The organism is Azospirillum sp. NS33 (genome assembly GCF_059703765.1).
This window is the reverse complement of record NZ_BAAKJB010000016.1, coordinates 78,741-96,058: the sequence shown is the minus strand read 5'-3', so window position 1 is coordinate 96,058 and position 17,318 is coordinate 78,741. Positions and strand designations below refer to the sequence as shown.

At 71.0% G+C, this 17,318-nt stretch carries 20 protein-coding genes; 6 read left to right on the top strand and 14 right to left on the bottom strand.

All coding sequences use genetic code 11. From position 1 onward, the window contains the following. Positions 1-188 precede the first annotated feature (188 nt). Positions 189-884, top strand: a complete 696-nt coding sequence (locus AC6H2I_RS15590) for a LuxR C-terminal-related transcriptional regulator (RefSeq protein WP_497501583.1) — start codon at positions 189-191, stop codon at positions 882-884. A gap of 48 nt (positions 885-932) precedes the next feature. On the opposite strand, the gene AC6H2I_RS15585 is transcribed toward AC6H2I_RS15590, so the two are convergent. Both AC6H2I_RS15585 and nfi read right to left on the bottom strand, forming a co-directional pair. Then, positions 933-1,139, bottom strand: a complete 207-nt coding sequence (locus AC6H2I_RS15585; RefSeq protein ID WP_497501582.1) for a TOBE domain-containing protein — start codon at positions 1,137-1,139, stop codon at positions 933-935. Positions 1,140-1,269: 130 nt separating this feature from the next. Then, complete coding sequence (gene nfi / locus AC6H2I_RS15580) at positions 1,270-1,938, bottom strand: deoxyribonuclease V (protein WP_497501581.1); 669 nt, start codon at positions 1,936-1,938, stop codon at positions 1,270-1,272. A 45-nt stretch (positions 1,939-1,983) separates the two neighbouring features. Between nfi and AC6H2I_RS15575 the strand changes: the two genes are divergently transcribed. After that, positions 1,984-3,240, top strand: a complete 1,257-nt coding sequence (locus tag AC6H2I_RS15575; RefSeq protein WP_497501580.1) for a cation:proton antiporter — start codon at positions 1,984-1,986, stop codon at positions 3,238-3,240. 10 nt (positions 3,241-3,250) lie between these two features. On the opposite strand, the gene AC6H2I_RS15570 is transcribed toward AC6H2I_RS15575, so the two are convergent. The 7 genes from AC6H2I_RS15570 to AC6H2I_RS15540 form a co-directional block, all read right to left on the bottom strand. Further along, on the bottom strand, positions 3,251-3,712 hold the full coding sequence (locus AC6H2I_RS15570) for a DUF2948 family protein (RefSeq protein WP_497501579.1): 462 nt from the start codon (positions 3,710-3,712) through the stop codon (positions 3,251-3,253). 17 nt (positions 3,713-3,729) lie between these two features. After that, complete coding sequence (gene murA, locus AC6H2I_RS15565) at positions 3,730-5,025, bottom strand: UDP-N-acetylglucosamine 1-carboxyvinyltransferase (RefSeq protein ID WP_497501578.1); 1,296 nt, start codon at positions 5,023-5,025, stop codon at positions 3,730-3,732. Between the two features lie 42 nt (positions 5,026-5,067). After that, positions 5,068-5,622 (bottom strand): dCTP deaminase, encoded by a 555-nt coding sequence (gene dcd / locus AC6H2I_RS15560; RefSeq protein ID WP_497501577.1) that lies wholly within the window; start codon positions 5,620-5,622, stop codon positions 5,068-5,070. Positions 5,623-5,725: 103 nt separating this feature from the next. Beyond that, on the bottom strand, positions 5,726-5,920 hold the full coding sequence (locus tag AC6H2I_RS15555; RefSeq protein ID WP_497501576.1) for a hypothetical protein: 195 nt from the start codon (positions 5,918-5,920) through the stop codon (positions 5,726-5,728). Next, positions 5,917-7,899, bottom strand: a complete 1,983-nt coding sequence (gene asnB / locus AC6H2I_RS15550) for an asparagine synthase (glutamine-hydrolyzing) (RefSeq protein ID WP_497501575.1) — start codon at positions 7,897-7,899, stop codon at positions 5,917-5,919. The genes AC6H2I_RS15555 and asnB overlap by 4 nt, the downstream gene beginning before the upstream one ends. Positions 7,900-7,913: 14 nt before the next feature. After that, the gene (locus tag AC6H2I_RS15545; protein ID WP_497501574.1) at positions 7,914-8,315 is read right to left on the bottom strand and encodes a hypothetical protein; all 402 of its coding nucleotides are present in this window, start codon (positions 8,313-8,315) and stop codon (positions 7,914-7,916) included. 20 nt (positions 8,316-8,335) lie between these two features. Further along, a complete protein-coding gene (locus AC6H2I_RS15540) occupies positions 8,336-8,713 on the bottom strand; it encodes a hypothetical protein (RefSeq protein WP_497501572.1) in 378 nt (125 codons plus the stop codon). A gap of 148 nt (positions 8,714-8,861) precedes the next feature. Here AC6H2I_RS15540 and AC6H2I_RS15535 point away from each other — a divergent pair, with 148 nt between their 5' ends. From AC6H2I_RS15535 to ctaD, 4 genes are all read left to right on the top strand, one after another. Further along, the gene (locus AC6H2I_RS15535; RefSeq protein ID WP_497501571.1) at positions 8,862-9,146 is read left to right on the top strand and encodes a hypothetical protein; all 285 of its coding nucleotides are present in this window, start codon (positions 8,862-8,864) and stop codon (positions 9,144-9,146) included. Continuing rightward, the gene (locus AC6H2I_RS15530; RefSeq protein WP_497501570.1) at positions 9,143-10,060 is read left to right on the top strand and encodes an NAD(P)/FAD-dependent oxidoreductase; all 918 of its coding nucleotides are present in this window, start codon (positions 9,143-9,145) and stop codon (positions 10,058-10,060) included. Before AC6H2I_RS15535 ends, AC6H2I_RS15530 begins: the two co-directional genes overlap by 4 nt. A 155-nt stretch (positions 10,061-10,215) precedes the next feature. Beyond that, the gene (coxB, locus tag AC6H2I_RS15525) at positions 10,216-11,052 is read left to right on the top strand and encodes a cytochrome c oxidase subunit II (protein ID WP_497501569.1); all 837 of its coding nucleotides are present in this window, start codon (positions 10,216-10,218) and stop codon (positions 11,050-11,052) included. Positions 11,053-11,080: 28 nt separating this feature from the next. Next, the gene (ctaD, locus tag AC6H2I_RS15520) at positions 11,081-12,751 is read left to right on the top strand and encodes a cytochrome c oxidase subunit I (RefSeq protein WP_497501568.1); all 1,671 of its coding nucleotides are present in this window, start codon (positions 11,081-11,083) and stop codon (positions 12,749-12,751) included. A gap of 13 nt (positions 12,752-12,764) precedes the next feature. Here ctaD and yddG read toward each other — a convergent pair whose 3' ends face one another. The 5 genes from yddG to petA form a co-directional block, all read right to left on the bottom strand. Then, a complete protein-coding gene (gene yddG / locus AC6H2I_RS15515; protein ID WP_497501567.1) occupies positions 12,765-13,691 on the bottom strand; it encodes an aromatic amino acid exporter YddG in 927 nt (308 codons plus the stop codon). 96 nt (positions 13,692-13,787) lie between these two features. Continuing rightward, a complete protein-coding gene (locus AC6H2I_RS15510) occupies positions 13,788-14,339 on the bottom strand; it encodes a DUF924 family protein (protein ID WP_497501566.1) in 552 nt (183 codons plus the stop codon). 109 nt (positions 14,340-14,448) lie between these two features. Next, a complete protein-coding gene (locus tag AC6H2I_RS15505) occupies positions 14,449-15,216 on the bottom strand; it encodes a cytochrome c1 (RefSeq protein WP_497501565.1) in 768 nt (255 codons plus the stop codon). Continuing rightward, complete coding sequence (locus tag AC6H2I_RS15500; RefSeq protein WP_497501564.1) at positions 15,216-16,484, bottom strand: cytochrome b; 1,269 nt, start codon at positions 16,482-16,484, stop codon at positions 15,216-15,218. The genes AC6H2I_RS15505 and AC6H2I_RS15500 overlap by 1 nt, the downstream gene beginning before the upstream one ends. Positions 16,485-16,513: 29 nt before the next feature. Continuing rightward, positions 16,514-17,083: a ubiquinol-cytochrome c reductase iron-sulfur subunit gene (gene petA, locus AC6H2I_RS15495; protein WP_497501563.1), complete on the bottom strand. Its 570-nt coding sequence runs from the start codon at positions 17,081-17,083 to the stop codon at positions 16,514-16,516. Positions 17,084-17,318: the final 235 nt, after the last annotated feature.

Genomic DNA, 17,318 nt, shown 5'->3' with positions numbered 1-17,318 from the left:
TCGTTTGAGGTATGCTTCAAGCATGGAGGTCAATTCATCTTGCGCATCACAAGCAGGCTCTCCTATAAATCACCGGCCGTAGCAAGGTAAAGCACACACCAAATCGTCTGTCCATTTTGTTTTAATATATTTTTAAGCATTTTGCACGGCGAGCCGGAACAATCCGGTGACAATGCGGAGAATGAGGGATGGACCATCCTTGGAAAACGATGCTGGTGGACCACGACCGCCTGTTTTCGGCAGCGCTGGGCGCGCTGATCACCAACGGGCCGTTCTGCATCGTCCACCACGCCGCGACGGTGGGTGAGGCGGTTCACGCCACCGCGGGCGGGCTGCGCCCCGACCTGATCGTCCTTGCCGGCGCCGGGGCGGGCGACACCGCCGCCGACAGCAACGGCAACGGCGCCCCGGCCCGGGCGCTGGACGGGGTGCGGCGGCTGCGCCAGTCCTGCGACGCCCGGATCGCCCTGCTGGCCACGGCGGCGGACGGCGGCGGCCTGTCCCAGGCGCTGGAGGCGGGGGCGGACGCCTATCTCGACAAGGCGATGTCCAGCGAATCCCTGATGCGGGCGTTGCAGCTCGTCATGCTGGGCGAGGTGGTCTACCCGACCCGTGTGGCGAGCCTGCTGATCGCCGCCGCCAACGAGCGGCCGAGCGCGCCGCCCCAGCCCAGCGGCGGGGAGCTGTCGCGGCGCGAGCTGCAGATCCTGCGCTGCCTGCTGGCCGGGCAGTCGAACAAGGCCATCGCCCGCCACCTCCAGATCACGGAGTCGACGGTGAAGATGCACTTCAAGAACGTGATGCGGAAGACCAACGCGCAGAACCGCACCCAGGCCGCGGTGTGGGCGATCCACAACGGCCTGTCGCCCCTGCTGCCGGCGTGACACCCGTCCGGCCCGGCGTGACCGCCGGGCCGGGCCGGGCCGCCGGCGTCACTTGCCGATGATCACGTCCGACGACTTGATGACCGCGACGACGCTGTCGCCGGCCTTGAGGTCGAGATCCTCCACCGTCTCGGTGGTCACGACCGAAGTCACGACGTGGCCGCCGCCGATGTCGATCTTCACCCGGGACGACACCGGCCCCTTGTCCACGGACTGGACGGTCCCCTTGAGCTGGTTGCGGGCGCTGAGCTTCATTCCTTTGTCCTCCGGCTGTCGTTGAACGCGCGACCAAGCTGTATACGGCGGCGCCGCGGCCTGGCAACCCGCGTCCCTCCTCGCCACGGCCGCCACCCTGCGGCGACCGACGTGATCAGGGACCCCGTGATCATGGGCGGTGCATGCGCGACAGCCGGTCGGCCAGGCGGATCGGCTCGGGCAGCCGCCACGTCGGGGTGACGCGCAGCACCAGGTCGACCGCCGTCTGAAGGCTGACGCGGTGGCCGACGGACACGAACAGCGGGTTGGTGGCGGTGCGGGTGCGCAGGGCCACCCCCACCAGCTCCTTGCGGTGGAACATGGGGGATGCACTGCCACGCGCCATCCCCGGCGCCTCGTAGCGCCCGACCAGGCGGGATTTGGCCACGCCGATGGTCGCCAGCCCGGTGACCACGCCGAGGTGGCAGGCCAGCCCGAAGCGGCGCGGATGGGCCAGCCCCTGCCCGTCCACCAGGACCATATCGGGGGGGTGCGGCAGCAGGGCGAGCGCCGCCGCCATCGCCGGAACCTCGCGAAAGGACAGCAGGCCGGTGACGTAGGGAAAGCTGGTCGCCCGGGCCACCAGGACCGACCGGGTCAGCTCCAGGGACTCCGGGTCGACCTCGGCCACGGCGGCCCAGGTGGTCTCGTCGGTCGCGCTGTAATGGGCGTCGACCGCCGCCAGGCGGCGGATCGGCGCGAAGGCGTCGCGCGCCACGACGGCCCCGCGCAGGCGGTCCTGGATGGCCCGCGCCTCCGCTTCCGTGGTCGGCCAGGGCGCGTCCGCCGGTTCATCCATGGTACACCTCGATCCACTTGCCATCGTCCATCGCCGGAGCCCGCCTTGTCCCCCCTCGACACCATCGCCCTGCTCCTGGGACTGGCCGCCGCCTTCGGCCTCGTCAACTACCACTGGCTGAGGCTGCCGACCACCATCGGCCTGGTGCTGATCGCCCTGGCCGCCTCCCTGGCGGTGATGGCGGTCGACGCCCTGTTCCCCGCCCTGACCATCGCCGAGGACCTGCGCCGGCTGGTCGCCGGCATCGACTTCTACGCCACGGTGATGGACGGGCTGCTGTCGTTCCTGCTGTTCGCCGGCGCCCTGCACGTGGATTTCCACGACCTCGCCAGCCGCAAATGGACCATCGGCACCCTGGCGACCGTCGGGGTGCTCCTCTCCACCGCCATCGTCGGCCTGGGCATGCACTGGATCGCCGGCCTGCCGCTGGCCGCCGCCCTGGTGTTCGGAGCGCTGATCAGCCCGACCGACCCGGTGGCGGTGCTGGGCATCCTGAAGACGGTCACCGTGCCCAAATCCCTGGAGATCAAGATCGCCGGGGAAAGCCTGTTCAACGACGGCGTCGGGGTGGTGGTCTTCCTCATCCTCTCCGCGCTGGCCTTCCCCACCGCCGACGTCCATGGCGCACCCGCCCCGGTCGGCCTGCTGGGCGCGCTGGAGCTGTTCGCCGAGGAGGCGCTGGGCGGCGCGGCGCTGGGCGCGGCGACCGGCTGGGTGTGCTACCGGCTGATCCGCGGCGTCGACGAGTACACCCTGGAGGTCATCGTCACGCTGGCCTTGGTGATGCTGACCTACGCAGTGGCGGGCTGGCTGCACGTCAGCGGCCCCATCGCCGTTGTGATCGCCGGCCTGTTCATCGGCAACCACGGCGTCCGCTACGGCATGAGCCCGGAGACCCGGGCCCATCTCCTGCCGTTCTGGCACCTCGTCGACGAGATCCTCAACGCCGTGCTGTTCCTGCTGATCGGGATGGAGGTCTTCGCCATCACCCTCGAGGCCGAGCACGCCGTCGCCGTGGCCCTGGCCATCCCGCTCGTCCTGCTGGCCCGCTTCGCCGCGGTGTCGCTGCCCATCCGCCTGCTGTCGGTGGGCCGCACCTTCACACCGGGGGTGATCCCGGTGATGACGTGGGGCGGGCTGCGCGGCGGCATCTCGGTGGCGCTGGCCCTGTCGCTGCCCGAGGGCGAGGCCAAGGCGCTGATCCTGCCGGCGACCTACGCGGTGGTGGTGTTCTCCATCGTCGTCCAGGGGCTGACGGTGAAGCACGTGGTGCGCCGCTACGTTCCGGACGAGGGGGCGTGACGCGCCCGCCCTACTCGTCCACCGGGTGGGCCGGACGGCTCGACGTCGGCCACGGCTCGCCCAGATCCTCCACCCGGCAGCACCAGGACGCGCCGGTGAGGCGGATGGACGCGCCACCGGCGAAGTGCAGCAGCACGTCCGCGCCGTCCATGCCGAGCCCCAGCAGCTCCAGGATCTGCCGGCGGTCGCGCAGGTCGATGCCGCGCGTGCGCACCCGCTCCACCCCGTCGAAGCGCACCCCGCAATGGGTGCGCTCGTAGGGGAAGAGGTCGTCGTCCTCGGCGGTCGGGCCGTCGTCGACTCGGGGACCGTCGGCGGTTTCCCACTTGAAGCGGTTGACCACCAGGATGAACCGCCGGTCGTCGGGCAGGAAGCACATCTCGCCGATCGGCACGATGGCGTCCTGCAGGCAGGCCGACACCACGCGCAGGTCATCCGCGTCCTCGGCCCGCAGGCGGATCGGCGTCCCCATGGCTTCCCTCCCCCCGCTCAGTCGTCGCCGCCCTCGCCGCCGATCCGTTCGATGTCGGCGCCGCAGGCGGCCAGCTTCTCCTCCAGGCGCTCGTAGCCGCGGTCGAGGTGGTAGACCCGGTTGACGGTCGTCTCCCCCTTGGCCGCCAGCCCGGCCAGCACCAGCGACACCGAGGCGCGCAGGTCGGTGGCCATCACCGGCGCCCCGGTCAGCCGGCCGACCCCGCGCACCAGCGCCGAGGCGCCGTGCACGGTGATCCGGGCCCCCATGCGCATCAGTTCCGGGGCGTGCATGAAGCGGTTCTCGAAGATGGTCTCGGTGATCATCCCCGCGCCCTCCGCCGTGCACAGCAGCGCCATCATCTGCGCCTGCAGGTCTGTGGGGAAACCGGGATAGGGCTCGGTCATCACGTCGACCCCCGACAGCGCACCGTTGGCCCGCGCCACGCGGACGCCGCCGTCGATCTCGGTGAAGGCGACCCCGGCCTGGGCCAGCACCGTCGCCGCCGAGGCGATCAGCTCCAGCCGGGTGTTGAGGATGTCCAGCTCGCCCCCGGTGATGGCGGCGGCCATGGCGTAGGTGCCGGTCTCGATGCGGTCGGGAACGATCGAGTGGGTGGCGCCGTGCAGGCGCTCCACCCCGCGCACCCGCAGGGTGTCGGTGCCGATGCCGGCGATGTCGGCGCCCATGGCGATCAGGCAGTGGGCAAGGTCGCTGACCTCCGGCTCGCGCGCGGCGTTGACCAGGACCGTCTCGCCCTTGGCCAGGGTGGCGGCCATCAGCAGGTTCTCGGTGGCCCCCACCGACACCTTGGGGAACACGATCTCGGCGCCGCGCAGCCCCTTGGGCGCGCGGGCGATCATGTAGCCGCCCTCCAGCTCGATCTCCGCCCCCATGGCCTGCAGGCCCTTGATGTGCAGGTCGACCGGCCGGGCGCCGATGGCGCAGCCGCCGGGCAGCGAGACGCGGGCCTCGCCGAAGCGCGCCACCAGCGGCCCCAGGACCAGCACGCTGGCCCGCATCTTGCGCACCAGATCGTAGGGGGCGGTGGTGTTGGTGACGTTGCGCGCCGTCAGCTCCACCGTGCGGCCGGCGCAGGCCCCGCCCGCCCCGTCGAGATGGATCGCCACGCCGTGTTGCAACAGGAGATTGCACAGGGTGTTGATGTCGGCGAGGATCGGCAGGTTCTTCAGGACCAGCGTCTCGTCGCTGAGCAGGCAGGCGGTCATCAACGGCAGGGCGGCGTTCTTGGCGCCGCCGACGACGATGGAGCCGTGCAGCGGCCGGCCGCCGCGGATGCGGATCTTGTCCATGGGATGTCGGCTTCGTGCTGGGTGCTGGAACGGGCGGGGAGATCAGAGGCGCGGCAGGGTGACGCCGTGCTGGCGCATGTACTTGCCGGACTTGTCGGCGTAGGACACCTCGCACGGGCCGGCGCCCTGGAGGAAGAGGAACTGGCACAGACCCTCGTTGGCGTAGACCTTGGCCGGCAGCGGGGTGGTGTTGGAGATCTCGAGCGTGACGTGGCCCTCCCACTCCGGCTCCAGGGGCGTGACGTTGACGATCAGGCCGCAGCGGGCGTAGGTGGACTTGCCCAGGCAGATCACCAGAACGTCGCGCGGCACCCGGAAATACTCCACCGTGCGGGCCAGCGCGAAGCTGTTGGGGGGGATGATGCAGACCTCGGTCTTGCGGTCGACGAAGCTGTTGCCGGAGAAGTTCTTGGGATCGACGATGGCGTTGTCGACGTTGGTGAAGATCTTGAACTCGTCGGCGACGCGGGCGTCGTAGCCGTAGGAGGAGAGGCCGTAGGAGATCACGCCCTCGCGTTCCTGGCGGTCGACGAAGGGCTCGATCATGCCCCTGGTCTGGGCCATTTCGCGAATCCACGTGTCCGGCATGATGCCCATCGCCCGCAACTCCCCCGCTCGACAGAATAGGTCCGATCGGCGTTTGTAGCGGGTTGCCACGGGGGGCTCAAGGGTGGCGACCGCGCGGCAGGGGGAACGGTCGTCAGCCCTCCGCCCCGCCCGCGTCGGATTGGCGCGCCCGCGCCTGCTCCTTGCGCTTCTTGAGGTTCTCGCGGAGCCGGGCGGCCAGGCGGTCCTGTGTGCCGGACGGCCGCGAAGCGCCGGGCGACCGGGCGGCCGGCGGGGTGGTCGGCGGAGCGGGTGGCGGGCCGGGCGGCGGGCCGGTCTTCGCGCTCATGCCGCGTTCGCCGTCACCGGGGCGACGCTCGGCGCCGGGTGGTCCCAGCGGTCCTTCCAGGCCTGCACCATGAGCACGCTCCACAGCGGGTATTGCCAGTTGCGCCGGCCGGACAGGTGCTCGGCCCAGCGGGCGCGGATCGGCGCCGGGTCGAACAGCCCGTCGTCGCGCAACCGGCGTTCGTCCAGCAGCGCCTCCGCCCAGTCGCGCAGCGGGCCGCGCAGCCAGGCGTCGATGGGCACGCCGAAGCCCATCTTCGGCCGCTCCACCAGGGCCCGCGGCACATGGCGGTGGAGCACCTGGCGCAGCAGCCATTTGCCCTGGCCGCCGCGGATCTTCAGGGACCGCGGCAGGCGCCATGCGAACTCCACCACGCGGTGGTCGAGCAGCGGCACCCGCGCCTCCAGCCCGACCGCCATGCTGGCGCGGTCGACCTTGGCCAGGATGTCGTCGGGCAGGTAGGTCGCCGTGTCGAGGTACTGCATGCGCTCCACGAAATCGGGCACCCGGCCGGCCACCGCGCCGTCCCACAGCAGGCCGCGGGGCTCGCGCGCGCCCAGCACCACCGCGTCGGGCGCGTCCCAATGGGTGACCAGGCCGCGGTACAGGGCGTCGGGGCCGTCGGCGCCCAGCACGCCGGCCAGCTTGTGCAGCTTGTCGCCGGGCAGGCGCGGCCGCAGCCGGCCGGGCACCGGGGCGAACAGGGCGTCCCAGCCGGCCGGCGGCAGGGCGCGGATGCCCGCCGCCGCGGCGCGGCGCAGCCCGCCCGGCAGCGGTCCCAGGCGGCGCCACAGGGCGTCCCCCCAGAAATAGCGGTTGTAGCCGGCGAACAGCTCGTCGCCGCCGTCGCCGGACAGCGCGACGGTGACGGAGCGCCGCGTCAGCTCCGACACCAGCAGGGTCGGGATCTGGGAGGCGTCGGCGAACGGCTCGTCGTACCAGTCCGCCAGGGTCGGGATGACCGCGCGGGCATGGTGCGGCTCGACCCGCAGCTCGGTGTGGTCGGTGCCGAGATGGGCGGCCACCGCCGCCGCCGCCGCCGCCTCGTCGAACCCCGCGTCGTGGAAGCCGATGGTGAAGGTGCGCACCGGACGGTCCGACTGCGCCTGCATCAGCGCCACCACGGTGGAGGAGTCGATGCCGCCGGACAGGAAGGCGCCCAGCGGCACGTCGGCCACCATCTGGCGGCCGACCGCGTCCATCAGCAGCGCCTCCAGCCGCGCCACCGCCTCGTCGTCGGACAGGTCGAGACGGTCGTCGATGCCGTCACGCACCACCGCCGCGAGGTCCCAGTACACGGTGCGCACCGGCTCGCCACCCGGGTCGGGGCCGAGGGTGAGGATGCAGCCGGGCTCCAGCTTGGCGACGCCGCGGTAGATGCTGCGCGGCGCCGGCACGTAGTTGTGGCGCATGTAGGCGGCCAGCGCGTCGCGGTCGAGCTCGGCGCGGAACGCCGGGTGGGCGCGCAGCGCCTTGGGCTGGGAGCCGAACAGCAGGGTGCCACCGAAGCGGCCCCAGTAGAGCGGCTTCACGCCGAGCGGGTCGCGCGCCAGGTGCAGCTCGCGCCGCGACCGGTCCCACAGCGCGAAGGCGAAGATGCCGACCAGCCGGCGTGTCGCGGCGGCGACCCCCCAGGCGGCGCAGGCCTCCAGCAGCACTTCGGTGTCGGAGTGGCTGCGGAAGGCGTGGCCGGCGGCCTCGAGCTCCGCCCGCAGCTCCTGGAAATTGTAGATCTCGCCGTTGAAGACGATGACCCATCGCCCGTCGGCCGAGGCCATGGGCTGGCGCCCCAGCGGCGACAGGTCGACGATGGCGAGGCGGCGGTGCCCCAGGGCGACGCCGGCCGCCGCATCGCTCCACAGCCCGTCGCCATCGGGGCCGCGGTGGGCGATGGCGTCGTTCATCCGGCCGAGGACGGCCTCCATGGCGCCCGGGGACCGGTCGCCGTCGCTGGTGACGAAACCGCAGAAGCCGCACATCGCCGGGCGCCTCGTCAGTGGTCGGAGCGGTGGAGGATGGCGTCGCGCAGCCCGGTGTCGTAGGTCATGCCGGCCGCGGTGATGCGCACGCCGCCGCCGTCCGTGGACTGCGCCACCACGCCCTTGCGCTCCAGCGCCTTCCAGACGCTGGGGTTCGACAGGCCGGTGGCGTCCGCCCCCGACACCACGGCGTCGCCGAGGTGGAAGTGGTTGCCATGGGCGTGGGGCAGCCGGGTGACCATGAACGCCCCGTCGTCGCCCTCGGCCGGGGCGTTCTCGAGCCGCGCCACCTCCTGCAGCAGCGTCAGGGTCTTGAGCTGGAGGGTGTTGAGGTTCAGCGGGTTCTTCTTCGGCGCCATGGTGTCCGCGTGGTCGGTGGTTTCGGGCGGCCAGTAGATCGACAGGGCATGGGCCAAGTCAAGGTGCGCCGTGCCGCTCAGCGGCGAAAGCAGCGGGCCATGTCCTGCCCGGACTCGCGGTACTCGCAGGCGTAGCCGTTGTTGAAGGTGAAGCGGGTGCCGCGGCCGTTCATCCGCCGCGCCGAGACGATCACCCGGTCCCCCTGCTTGAAATGGGCCCAGGCGGTGGAATCCAGGTGGATGCGGATGCCGTTCGAAAAGACGATGTCGCGCTGCGGGGTCACGGTGACGGTGACACCGTTGTTGAACTCCATGCCGCCGTCGATGGGGACGGCGGCCATGCCGTCGGTGCAGTTCACCCCCTCGGGCTGCACCGCCACGCAGTCGAAGGCGTGCGGCTGGGCGGCGCCGAGCACCATCGCGTAGACCGCCACCTCGAGAACGCTGAGAGCCATGGATCACCTGTCGCGCGCGCCCGGCGCCGCACCGGGCTGTCCGCCCCACCATAGCCGCCGCACGGCGCCGGCGGAACCCCGACCTCGGCCACGGTGTTCGGTGCTGTGGGCACCACGGGCCGTGGGTGCGGCGATGACGGGGGCGGCGATGACGGACGGGCGGACGGGCTGGCGGACGGGCTGGCGGACGGGCGGACCGGCGGTGGCGGGGCGGCCGCGATGGCGCGCCGCCGCCACCGCCGCCGCGGTGGCGGGCGCCGCTCTCGCCGGCGTGCTGCTGGCCCCGGAGGCGCCGGTCGACGGGCCGTGGCGGGTCGCCGCCGCGGTGGCCGCCGTGTTCGCCGGCCTCGACGCCGCAATCCTGTTGTCGGGTGGGGTGTCGGGTGGCGTGCCGGGCGCTCCCGGCCGGACCGGCCGGGCGGAAACGCCGTGACCGCCGACCCGCTGGACTGCGTGGTCGTGGGCGGCGGCCCGGCCGGCCTGACCGCGGCGATCTACCTCGCGCGCTTCCGGCGCCGCTTCGTGGTGATCGACGCCGCCGCCAGCCGGGCGTCGTGGATTCCCCGCTCCCACAACCACGCGGGCTTCCCCGACGGCATCGCCGGCCCCGACCTGCTGGCGCGCATGGGCGCGCAGGCCCGCCGCTACGGCGCCGCGGTCGAGCGCGGCCACGTGGAATCGGTCCACCGCGAGGGCGGTGGATTCGTCGTCCGGGTCGAGGAGGGGGGCGTCCGCCACGCCCGCACCGTCCTCATGGCCACCGGGGTGATCGATGTGGAGCCCGACCTGCCCGACCTGTTCCAGGCGGTGCAGCGCGGGCTGGTCCGCCACTGCCCGATCTGCGACGGCTTCGAGGCCGCCGGGCACCGCCTGGGCGTCATCGGCCACGGCGCCGCCGGGCTCGGTGAGGCCCTGTACCTGCGCACCTGGAGCGACGACGTCACCCTGCTGACCCTGGGGCGGGCCATGGACCTGGACGAGGCGGCCCGCCGGCGCATGGCGGCGGCCGGCATCCACGCCGTGGAGGAGCCGATCGCCGAGGTCCACACCGAGGGGGGGCGGCTCGCCGCCCTCACCACCCGCGCCGGCCAGCGCCTGGCCTTCGACACCCTCTATTCGGCGCTGGGCGCGGTGCCCCGGGTCGAACCGTTGCGGCCGCTCGGCCCGCACGCCGCCGCCGACGGACGGCTGGTGACGGGGGACCATCAGGCCACCAGCGTCGACGGCCTCTACGCCGCCGGCGACGTGGTCGCCGATCTCAACCAGATCGCCGTCGCCATGGGGCACGCCGCGAAGGCGGCCAGCGGCATCCACCGCCGGCTGCTGCAGGCGGACGGCGTGCTGTGACGGGGCGCCGGCAAAAACTTTCGCGGGGCTCGTGAACTTTCCTGCTGCCGCCGTGTTGCCCCGCCAAGAGCGGTGGCGCGCCCGCTCCGGGCCGGCCGGCCGGCCCGCCCACCCAAGGGCCGGCGCCACCTTGCCGAGGCACCAAGGGGGGCACCATGAGACACGCACGCGCCGGCGTCCTGGCCGGCCTGACCACGCTGTGCACGCCGCTGGCCGCCATGGCGCAAAGCGGCGCCGGCCCGGTCCACGAGGACCCGGCGTGGAAGCTCTGGCACCCGCCGGCGGTGACCCCGGTGATGGCGATGATGGACGATTTCCACGAGCTCCTGCTGTGGATCATGGTGGCGATCTGCGTGCTGGTGGTCGCCCTGCTGGCCTATGTGGCGGTCCGCTTCCGCGCCAGCGCCAACCCGACGCCCTCGCGCACCTCCCACAACACCACCGTCGAGGTGATCTGGACCGTCGTCCCCGTCATCCTGCTGGTGGTGATCGCCGTCCCGTCGTTCCGCCTGCTCTACTACTCGGACCGCGCGGTCGAGGCCGACATGACCATCAAGGCGGTCGGGCGGCAATGGTACTGGGAATACAGCTACCCCGACCACGGCGACTTCACCTTCACCTCCATCATGATCCCCGAGGACGAGATCCAGCCCGGGCAGAAGCGCCTGCTGGAGGTGGACAACCGCGTGGTGGTGCCGGTCGACGCCACGGTGCGGGTGCTCACCACCGGCGGCGACGTCATCCACTCCTGGGCGGTGCCGGCGTTCGGCGTCAAGCGGGATTCCGTGCCCGGCCGGGTCAACGAGACCTGGTTCCGCGCCGAGACCGAGGGCGTGTACTACGGCCAGTGCTCGGAGATCTGCGGCAACGGCCACGGGTACATGCCCATCGCCGTGGAGGTGGTGTCGCGCGACCGCTTCGAGGCGTGGGTCGCCGTGGCCCGCGATACCTTCGCCGCCGCCCCCGCCGCGACCCGGCTCGCCGCCCGCTGACCCTGCCCGCCCGAGCGAGGATTCCCCCATGGCCGAACACGACGCCCCCGCCCCCGGCCTCCCCGGTGCCGGTCACGACCACGCCGGTCACGACCACGCCGGTCACGACCACGCCGGTCACGACCACGCCGGTCACGGCGCGCACCACACCCCCGGTTTCGTCCAGCGGTGGCTGTTCTCCACCAACCACAAGGACATCGGCACGCTCTACCTGATCTTCTCGGTGGTCGCGGCGGTGGCCGGCATCGGCTTCTCCGCCATCATGCGGGCCGAGCTGCACAACCCCGGCCTCCAGGTGGTCGGCGACGGCCAGTTCTGGAACGTCGTGGTCAGCGCCCACGGCCTGATCATGGTGTTCTTCGTGGTCATGCCCGCGCTGATCGGCGGTTTCGGCAACTGGTTCGTGCCGATCATGATCGGCGCGCCCGACATGGCCTTCCCGCGCCTCAACAACATCAGCTTCTGGCTGATCGTGCCGGCCTTCCTGCTGCTGCTCGGCTCGGCGCTGGTGGGCCAGGGCGCGGGCACGGGCTGGACCATCTACCCGCCGCTGTCGAGCGCCATCGCCCACCCCGGGCCCTCGGTGGACATGGCCATCTTCGCCCTGCACCTGGCCGGCGCCTCGTCGATCCTGGGGGCGGCGAACTTCATCACCACCATCTTCAACATGCGCGCCCCGGGCATGACGCTGCACAAGATGCCGCTGTTCGTCTGGGGCATGCTGGTCACCGCGTTCCTGCTGCTGCTGGCGGTGCCGGTGCTGGGCGGCGCCATCACCATGCTGCTGACCGACCGCAACTTCGGCACGACGTTCTTCGACCCGGAGGGCGGCGGCGACCCCATCCTGTTCCAGCACCTGTTCTGGTTCTTCGGCCACCCCGAGGTCTACATCATGATCCTGCCGGGGTTCGGCATCGTCTCGCAGGTGATCTCGACCTTCGCGCGCAAGCCGGTGTTCGGCTATCTCGGCATGGCCTACGCCATGGTCGCCATCGGCGTCGTCGGCTTCGTGGTGTGGGCCCACCACATGTACACGGTCGGCCTCGACGTCGACACCCGCGCCTACTTCACCGCGGCGACCATGATCATCGCGGTACCCACCGGCATCAAGATCTTCTCGTGGATCGCCACCATGTGGGGCGGCTCGATCGAGTTCAAGACGCCGATGCTGTTCGCCATCGGCTTCATCTTCCTGTTCACCGTCGGCGGCGTCACCGGCGTGGTGCTGGCCAACGGCGGCCTCGACACCGCCCTGCACGATACCTATTTCGTCGTCGCCCACTTCCACTACGTGCTGTCACTGGGCGCGGTGTTCTCGATCTTCGCCGGCTGGTACTACTGGATCGGCAAGATGTCGGGCCGCCAGTACCCCGAGTTCTGGGGCAAGGTCCATTTCTGGATGACCTTCATCGGCGCCAACCTGACCTTCTTCCCGCAGCACTTCCTCGGCACCGCGGGAATGCCGCGGCGCATCCCCGACTACCCGGACATGTTCGCCGGCTGGAACATGGTCGCCTCCTGGGGCTCCTACATCGCCTTCGCCGGCCACCTCGTGTTCATTGCCCTGGCCATCCACACCCTGACGCGGGGCCGCCGCGTCGGCGCCAACTATTGGGGAGCGGGCGCCACGACGCTGGAGTGGAGCCTCTCCTCGCCGCCGCCCTTCCACCAGTTCGAGCGGCTGCCCCAGATCAAGTGAGGGGCGGGCGGGGTCAGCGGCGGCGGCGCAGCACGTCGCCGCTGGCCAGCATGGCCCCGCCGACGATCAGGGCGCAGGCGGTCCACACCGTCCAGCCGCCGGTGCCATGGCCGACCGCGATCAGCAGCAGGGTCGACAGCAGCGGGGCGGCGTAGCTCAGCGCGCCCAGCGCCCGGATGTCGCCGTGCTTCACCCCGACGTCCCAGGCGAAAAAGGACAGACCGACCGGCGCCAGCCCCATGCCGAGCACCGCCAGCCAGGCCCCGCCCTGCGGCACCACGGTGGTTTCGAACATCCCATGGCACGCCGCGGCCAGCACCGCCGTGGCGAGGCAGAACCCGCCGACCGCTTCCGTCGGCACGTGGCCGAAGCGGCGCGACACCACCGAATAGCTTCCCCAGGTCAGCGCCGCCGCCAAGGCGACCAGGTAGCCCGGCAGGTTGGCCGCCTCCACGCTCGCCCCGCCGCCCCCGGTGATCAGCAGCGCCGTGCCCCCCAGACCGGCCAGCGCCCCGACGACGTGGCCGCCGCGCAGCCGCTCGCCCGGCAGCAGGGCGGAGAACAGCACGATCAGCAGCGGCCAGAGGTAGTTGAGCAGATTGACCTCGACCGTCGCGCCGGGGGCGAGCCGCATCGCCAGGAAATAGAAGAAGTGGTAGCCGAACAGCCCGCCGACGCCGAGCGCCCACACCGGCCAGGGCTGGCGCAGGGCGGCGACGGGGTCGCGCCCGCGCGCCAGGGCGCCGGCCGTGCCGACCAGGAAGGCGATGAGGAACGCCATGGAAACCAGCTGGAACGGCGGGATGACCCCGGACAGCGTGGTCAACGGCGCCAGCGTCGCCCACATGGCGATGGCCGTGCTGCCGATGGCGGTGGCCCGGCGGACATCGGGGCGGGAGCCGGGGGGGTGCGGGTGACCGGGAAGGACGGCGGACGTCATGGCACACGGAAGGCTGCGGGCGGGCGGCACGAAGGCGCCGTACCTACCGCACCCCGCGCGCCCGGCACAACCACGCAATGCGCCGGGCCGCCCTGTTCAGAAGGAGGAGCCGGGCTCCAAAAGAAAGGCCTCCTCCTCCGCCGTGCTGGCCCGCCCGAGGGCGGCGTTGCGGTGGGGAAAGCGGCCGAAGCGCTCGACGATGCGCAGGTGCCGCTCGGCGTAGTCCACGGTCTCGGCGCTGCCCACCCGCTCGCCGATCAGCGCGACGGCCAGGCGCTGGTCCTCCAGATCCTCGCTGTGCTCGAACGGCAGGTAGAGGAACAGCCGCTCGTCGGCGGTGCACTCCAGGTCGAAGCCCTCGGCCAGGGCGTGGCGGGCGACCGCCCGCGCCTGGGGGTCGGTGGCGAAGGCCCGGGCCGCGCCGCGGAACACGTTGCGTGGCACCTGGTCGAGCAGGATGCACAGCGCCAGGCAGCCGTCGACGTCGGCCATCCAATGGTCGAGGGCACCCTCCGCGGCCCGCTCGTACGGCTCCAGCAGGGTGTCGCGCACCGACCGGTCGAAGCTGTCGGAGCGCTTGAACCAGTACGCCTTCACCCCCTCGTCGAACCAGAAATCGACGATCTCGTCGATCAGCGTGTCCACCATGCCGGCCTCCGTCGGTCCCGCCCTGGAATAGGCTCCGGGACACAGAACAGGGCGCCCGGGGGCGCCCTGTCCAGCGAAAACGCGCGGCCGGTCCGCCGCGGCGGCGGCGTCAGTGGTGGACGGTGCTCCAGAGCTGGCGCTTGGCCGCGTACATCAGACCGGCGAAGACGACCAGGAACAGGATCACCTTCACGCCCGTCTGCTTGCGGGTGTCCATGTGCGGCTCGGCGACGAAGGTCAGGAAGGTCGCCACGTCGTGGGCCTGCTGCTCGACCGTCGCCGCCGTGCCGTCGGCGTATTCGACGCCGTCGGGCATCAGGATGTTGGGCATGCCCACCTGATGGCCGGGGAAGTACGCGTTGTAGTACATGCCGTCCATCAGCGTCACGCCTTCCGGCGGCGTGTCGTGGAAGCCGGTGAGGAAGGCGTAGAGGTAGTTCTCGCCACCGACCCGGGCCTTGGCCATCAGCGACAGGTCGGGCGGCAGGGCGCCGTTGTTGGAGGCGCGGGCGGCCTGGTCGTTGGGGAACGGGCTGGGAAAGCGGTCCGCCGGGATGCCCGGACGGTCGAACATCTCGCCGCTGTCGTTCGGCCCGGCCTGGACCGTGTAGTCCGCGGCGATCGCCTTCAGCTGGTCCTCATCGTAGCCGAGTCCGGCCAGGGTCCGGATCGACACCAGCTTCATGGAGTGGCAGGTCGCGCAGACCTGCTTGTAGACCTGGAAGCCGCGCTGCGCCGACGCCCTGTCGATGGTGCCGAACACGCCGGAATGCGGCCAGCTCTGCTCGGGAATGTGCACGCCTTCCGACGCCGCGGCCGTGCCGGCCAGCCCGAACGCCAGAGCCGCGGAGAGGAAAGCAGTCTTCAACGCGCGCATTAGGCCTTCTCCATCGGCTGGGCGTGGGCGCCGGCGGCCACGCGGCCTCCGCCCTTCAGAACGGGTTCGCTGATGCTGGCCGGCAGCGGAAGCGGTCGCTCCAGCTTGCCCAGCACCGGCAGCAGGACCAGGAAGTGGAAGAAGTAGTAGGCGGTGGCGATGCGGCCGATGGTCAGCCAGACGCCCTCGGCGGGCATGGCGCCGGCGTAGCCCAGGACCAGGGCGTCGAGCACCAGGACCCAGAAGAACTGGCGGTAGATCGGCCGGAACTTGCAGCTGCGGACCTTCGAGGTGTCGAGCCAGGGCAGGACGAACAGCACGGCGATGGCGCCGAACATGGCGAGCACGCCGCCCAGCTTGTCGGGAATGGCACGCAGGATGGCGTAGAACGGCAGGAAGTACCATTCCGGCACGATGTGCGCCGGCGTCACCAGCGGGTTGGCCGGGATGTAGTTGTCCGGGTGACCCAGGTAGTTCGGCATGAAGAAGACGAAGACGCAGTAGAGGATCAGGAAGACCACCACCGCGAACAGGTCCTTCACCGTCACATACGGGTTGAAGGGCACGGTGTCCTGCGGCCCCTTGGCGTCAATGCCCAGCGGGTTGTTCGAGCCACAGACATGCAGGGCAGCGGTGTGGAGGATGACCACCGCGAGGATCACGAACGGCAGCAGGAAATGCAGCGCGAAGAAGCGGTTCAGGGTGGGGTTGTCGACCGAGAAGCCGCCCCACAGCCAGGTCACGATGGGGTCGCCGACGATCGGGAAGGCCGAGAACAGGTTGGTGATGACGGTGGCGCCCCAGAAGCTCATCTGGCCCCACGGCAGCACGTAGCCCATGAAGGCGGTGGCCATCATCAGCAGCAGGATCACCACGCCCAGCATCCACAGGATCTCGCGCGGCGCCTTGTACGAGCCGTAGTAGAGGCCGCGGAACATGTGGATGTAGACGGCGATGAAGAACATCGACGCGCCGTTGGCGTGCATGTAGCGCAGCAGCCAGCCGTAGTTCACGTCGCGCATGATGCGCTCGACGGACTCGAACGCGATGTGGGTGTTGGCGGCGTACTGCATGGCCAGCACGAGGCCGGTGGCGATCATGATCACCAGCATGACACCGGCGATCGCCCCGAACGCCCACAGATAGTTGACGTTCCGGGGCATCGGGTATTCGTTGTACTCGTGGTGCATCATCGTGAAGATGGGCAGGCGGCTGTCCACCCACTTCACGACGGGATTCTTGAACGTAGAGGCGTGTCCCTGAGCCATATCTTCTGGTCTCCCGATCCGAAGGCCGCTTAGCCGAGCTTGACCGAGGCGTCGCCGATGAAGGCGTACGGCGGCACGGGCAGGTTGGCGGGAGCCGGACCCTTGCGGATGCGGCCGGAGGTGTCGTAGTGCGAGCCGTGGCAGGGGCAGAACCAGCCGTCATAGTCACCGCGCGGGTCGGTGGGCTTCTGCCCCAGCGGCACGCAGCCCAGGTGCGTGCACACGCCCACGACGATCAGCCACGCCGGCTGCTCCACACGGGCGGAATCGGGCTGCGGGTCGCGCAGCTCGTCGACGGCGACCTGGCCGGCCTCGGCGATCTCGTTCTCCGTGCGATGACGGATGAACACCGGCTTGCCGCGCCAGGTGACGGTGATCGACTGCCCGACCTGGACCGGGGAGAGATCGACCTCGATCGAGGCCAGCGCGAGGGTGTCGGCCGCCGGGTTCATGCTGTCGACGAACGGCCAGACAGCCGCGGCGACACCGACGGCACCCACGGCACCGGTGGCGAGGTAGAGGAAATCACGGCGGGTCGTCTCCTCACCGCCGGGGGCCGCGGGTACACCCGTGCCGGACGGATGCGTGGTCTCAGCCATAAGCGTCATTCTCCTCAGGACATGTCACAGCGCGTGGTGGGCGCCGGGGTGAGCGTCGGACGTTCTTCATTCGCCTCGGCTGTTCCTTTTCCGCTGCTCCGGATGGACCCGGCCACGCCGCATCGCCCGGAAGGGGAGTACCCAGCCATTGGGGTGCGGTATAGCGTCGCGTAGCCTCGTTGAAAAGTCTTATCCTCCGGACATTGTGTCGCGTGGAAACCGCGGCCCCGCCCAC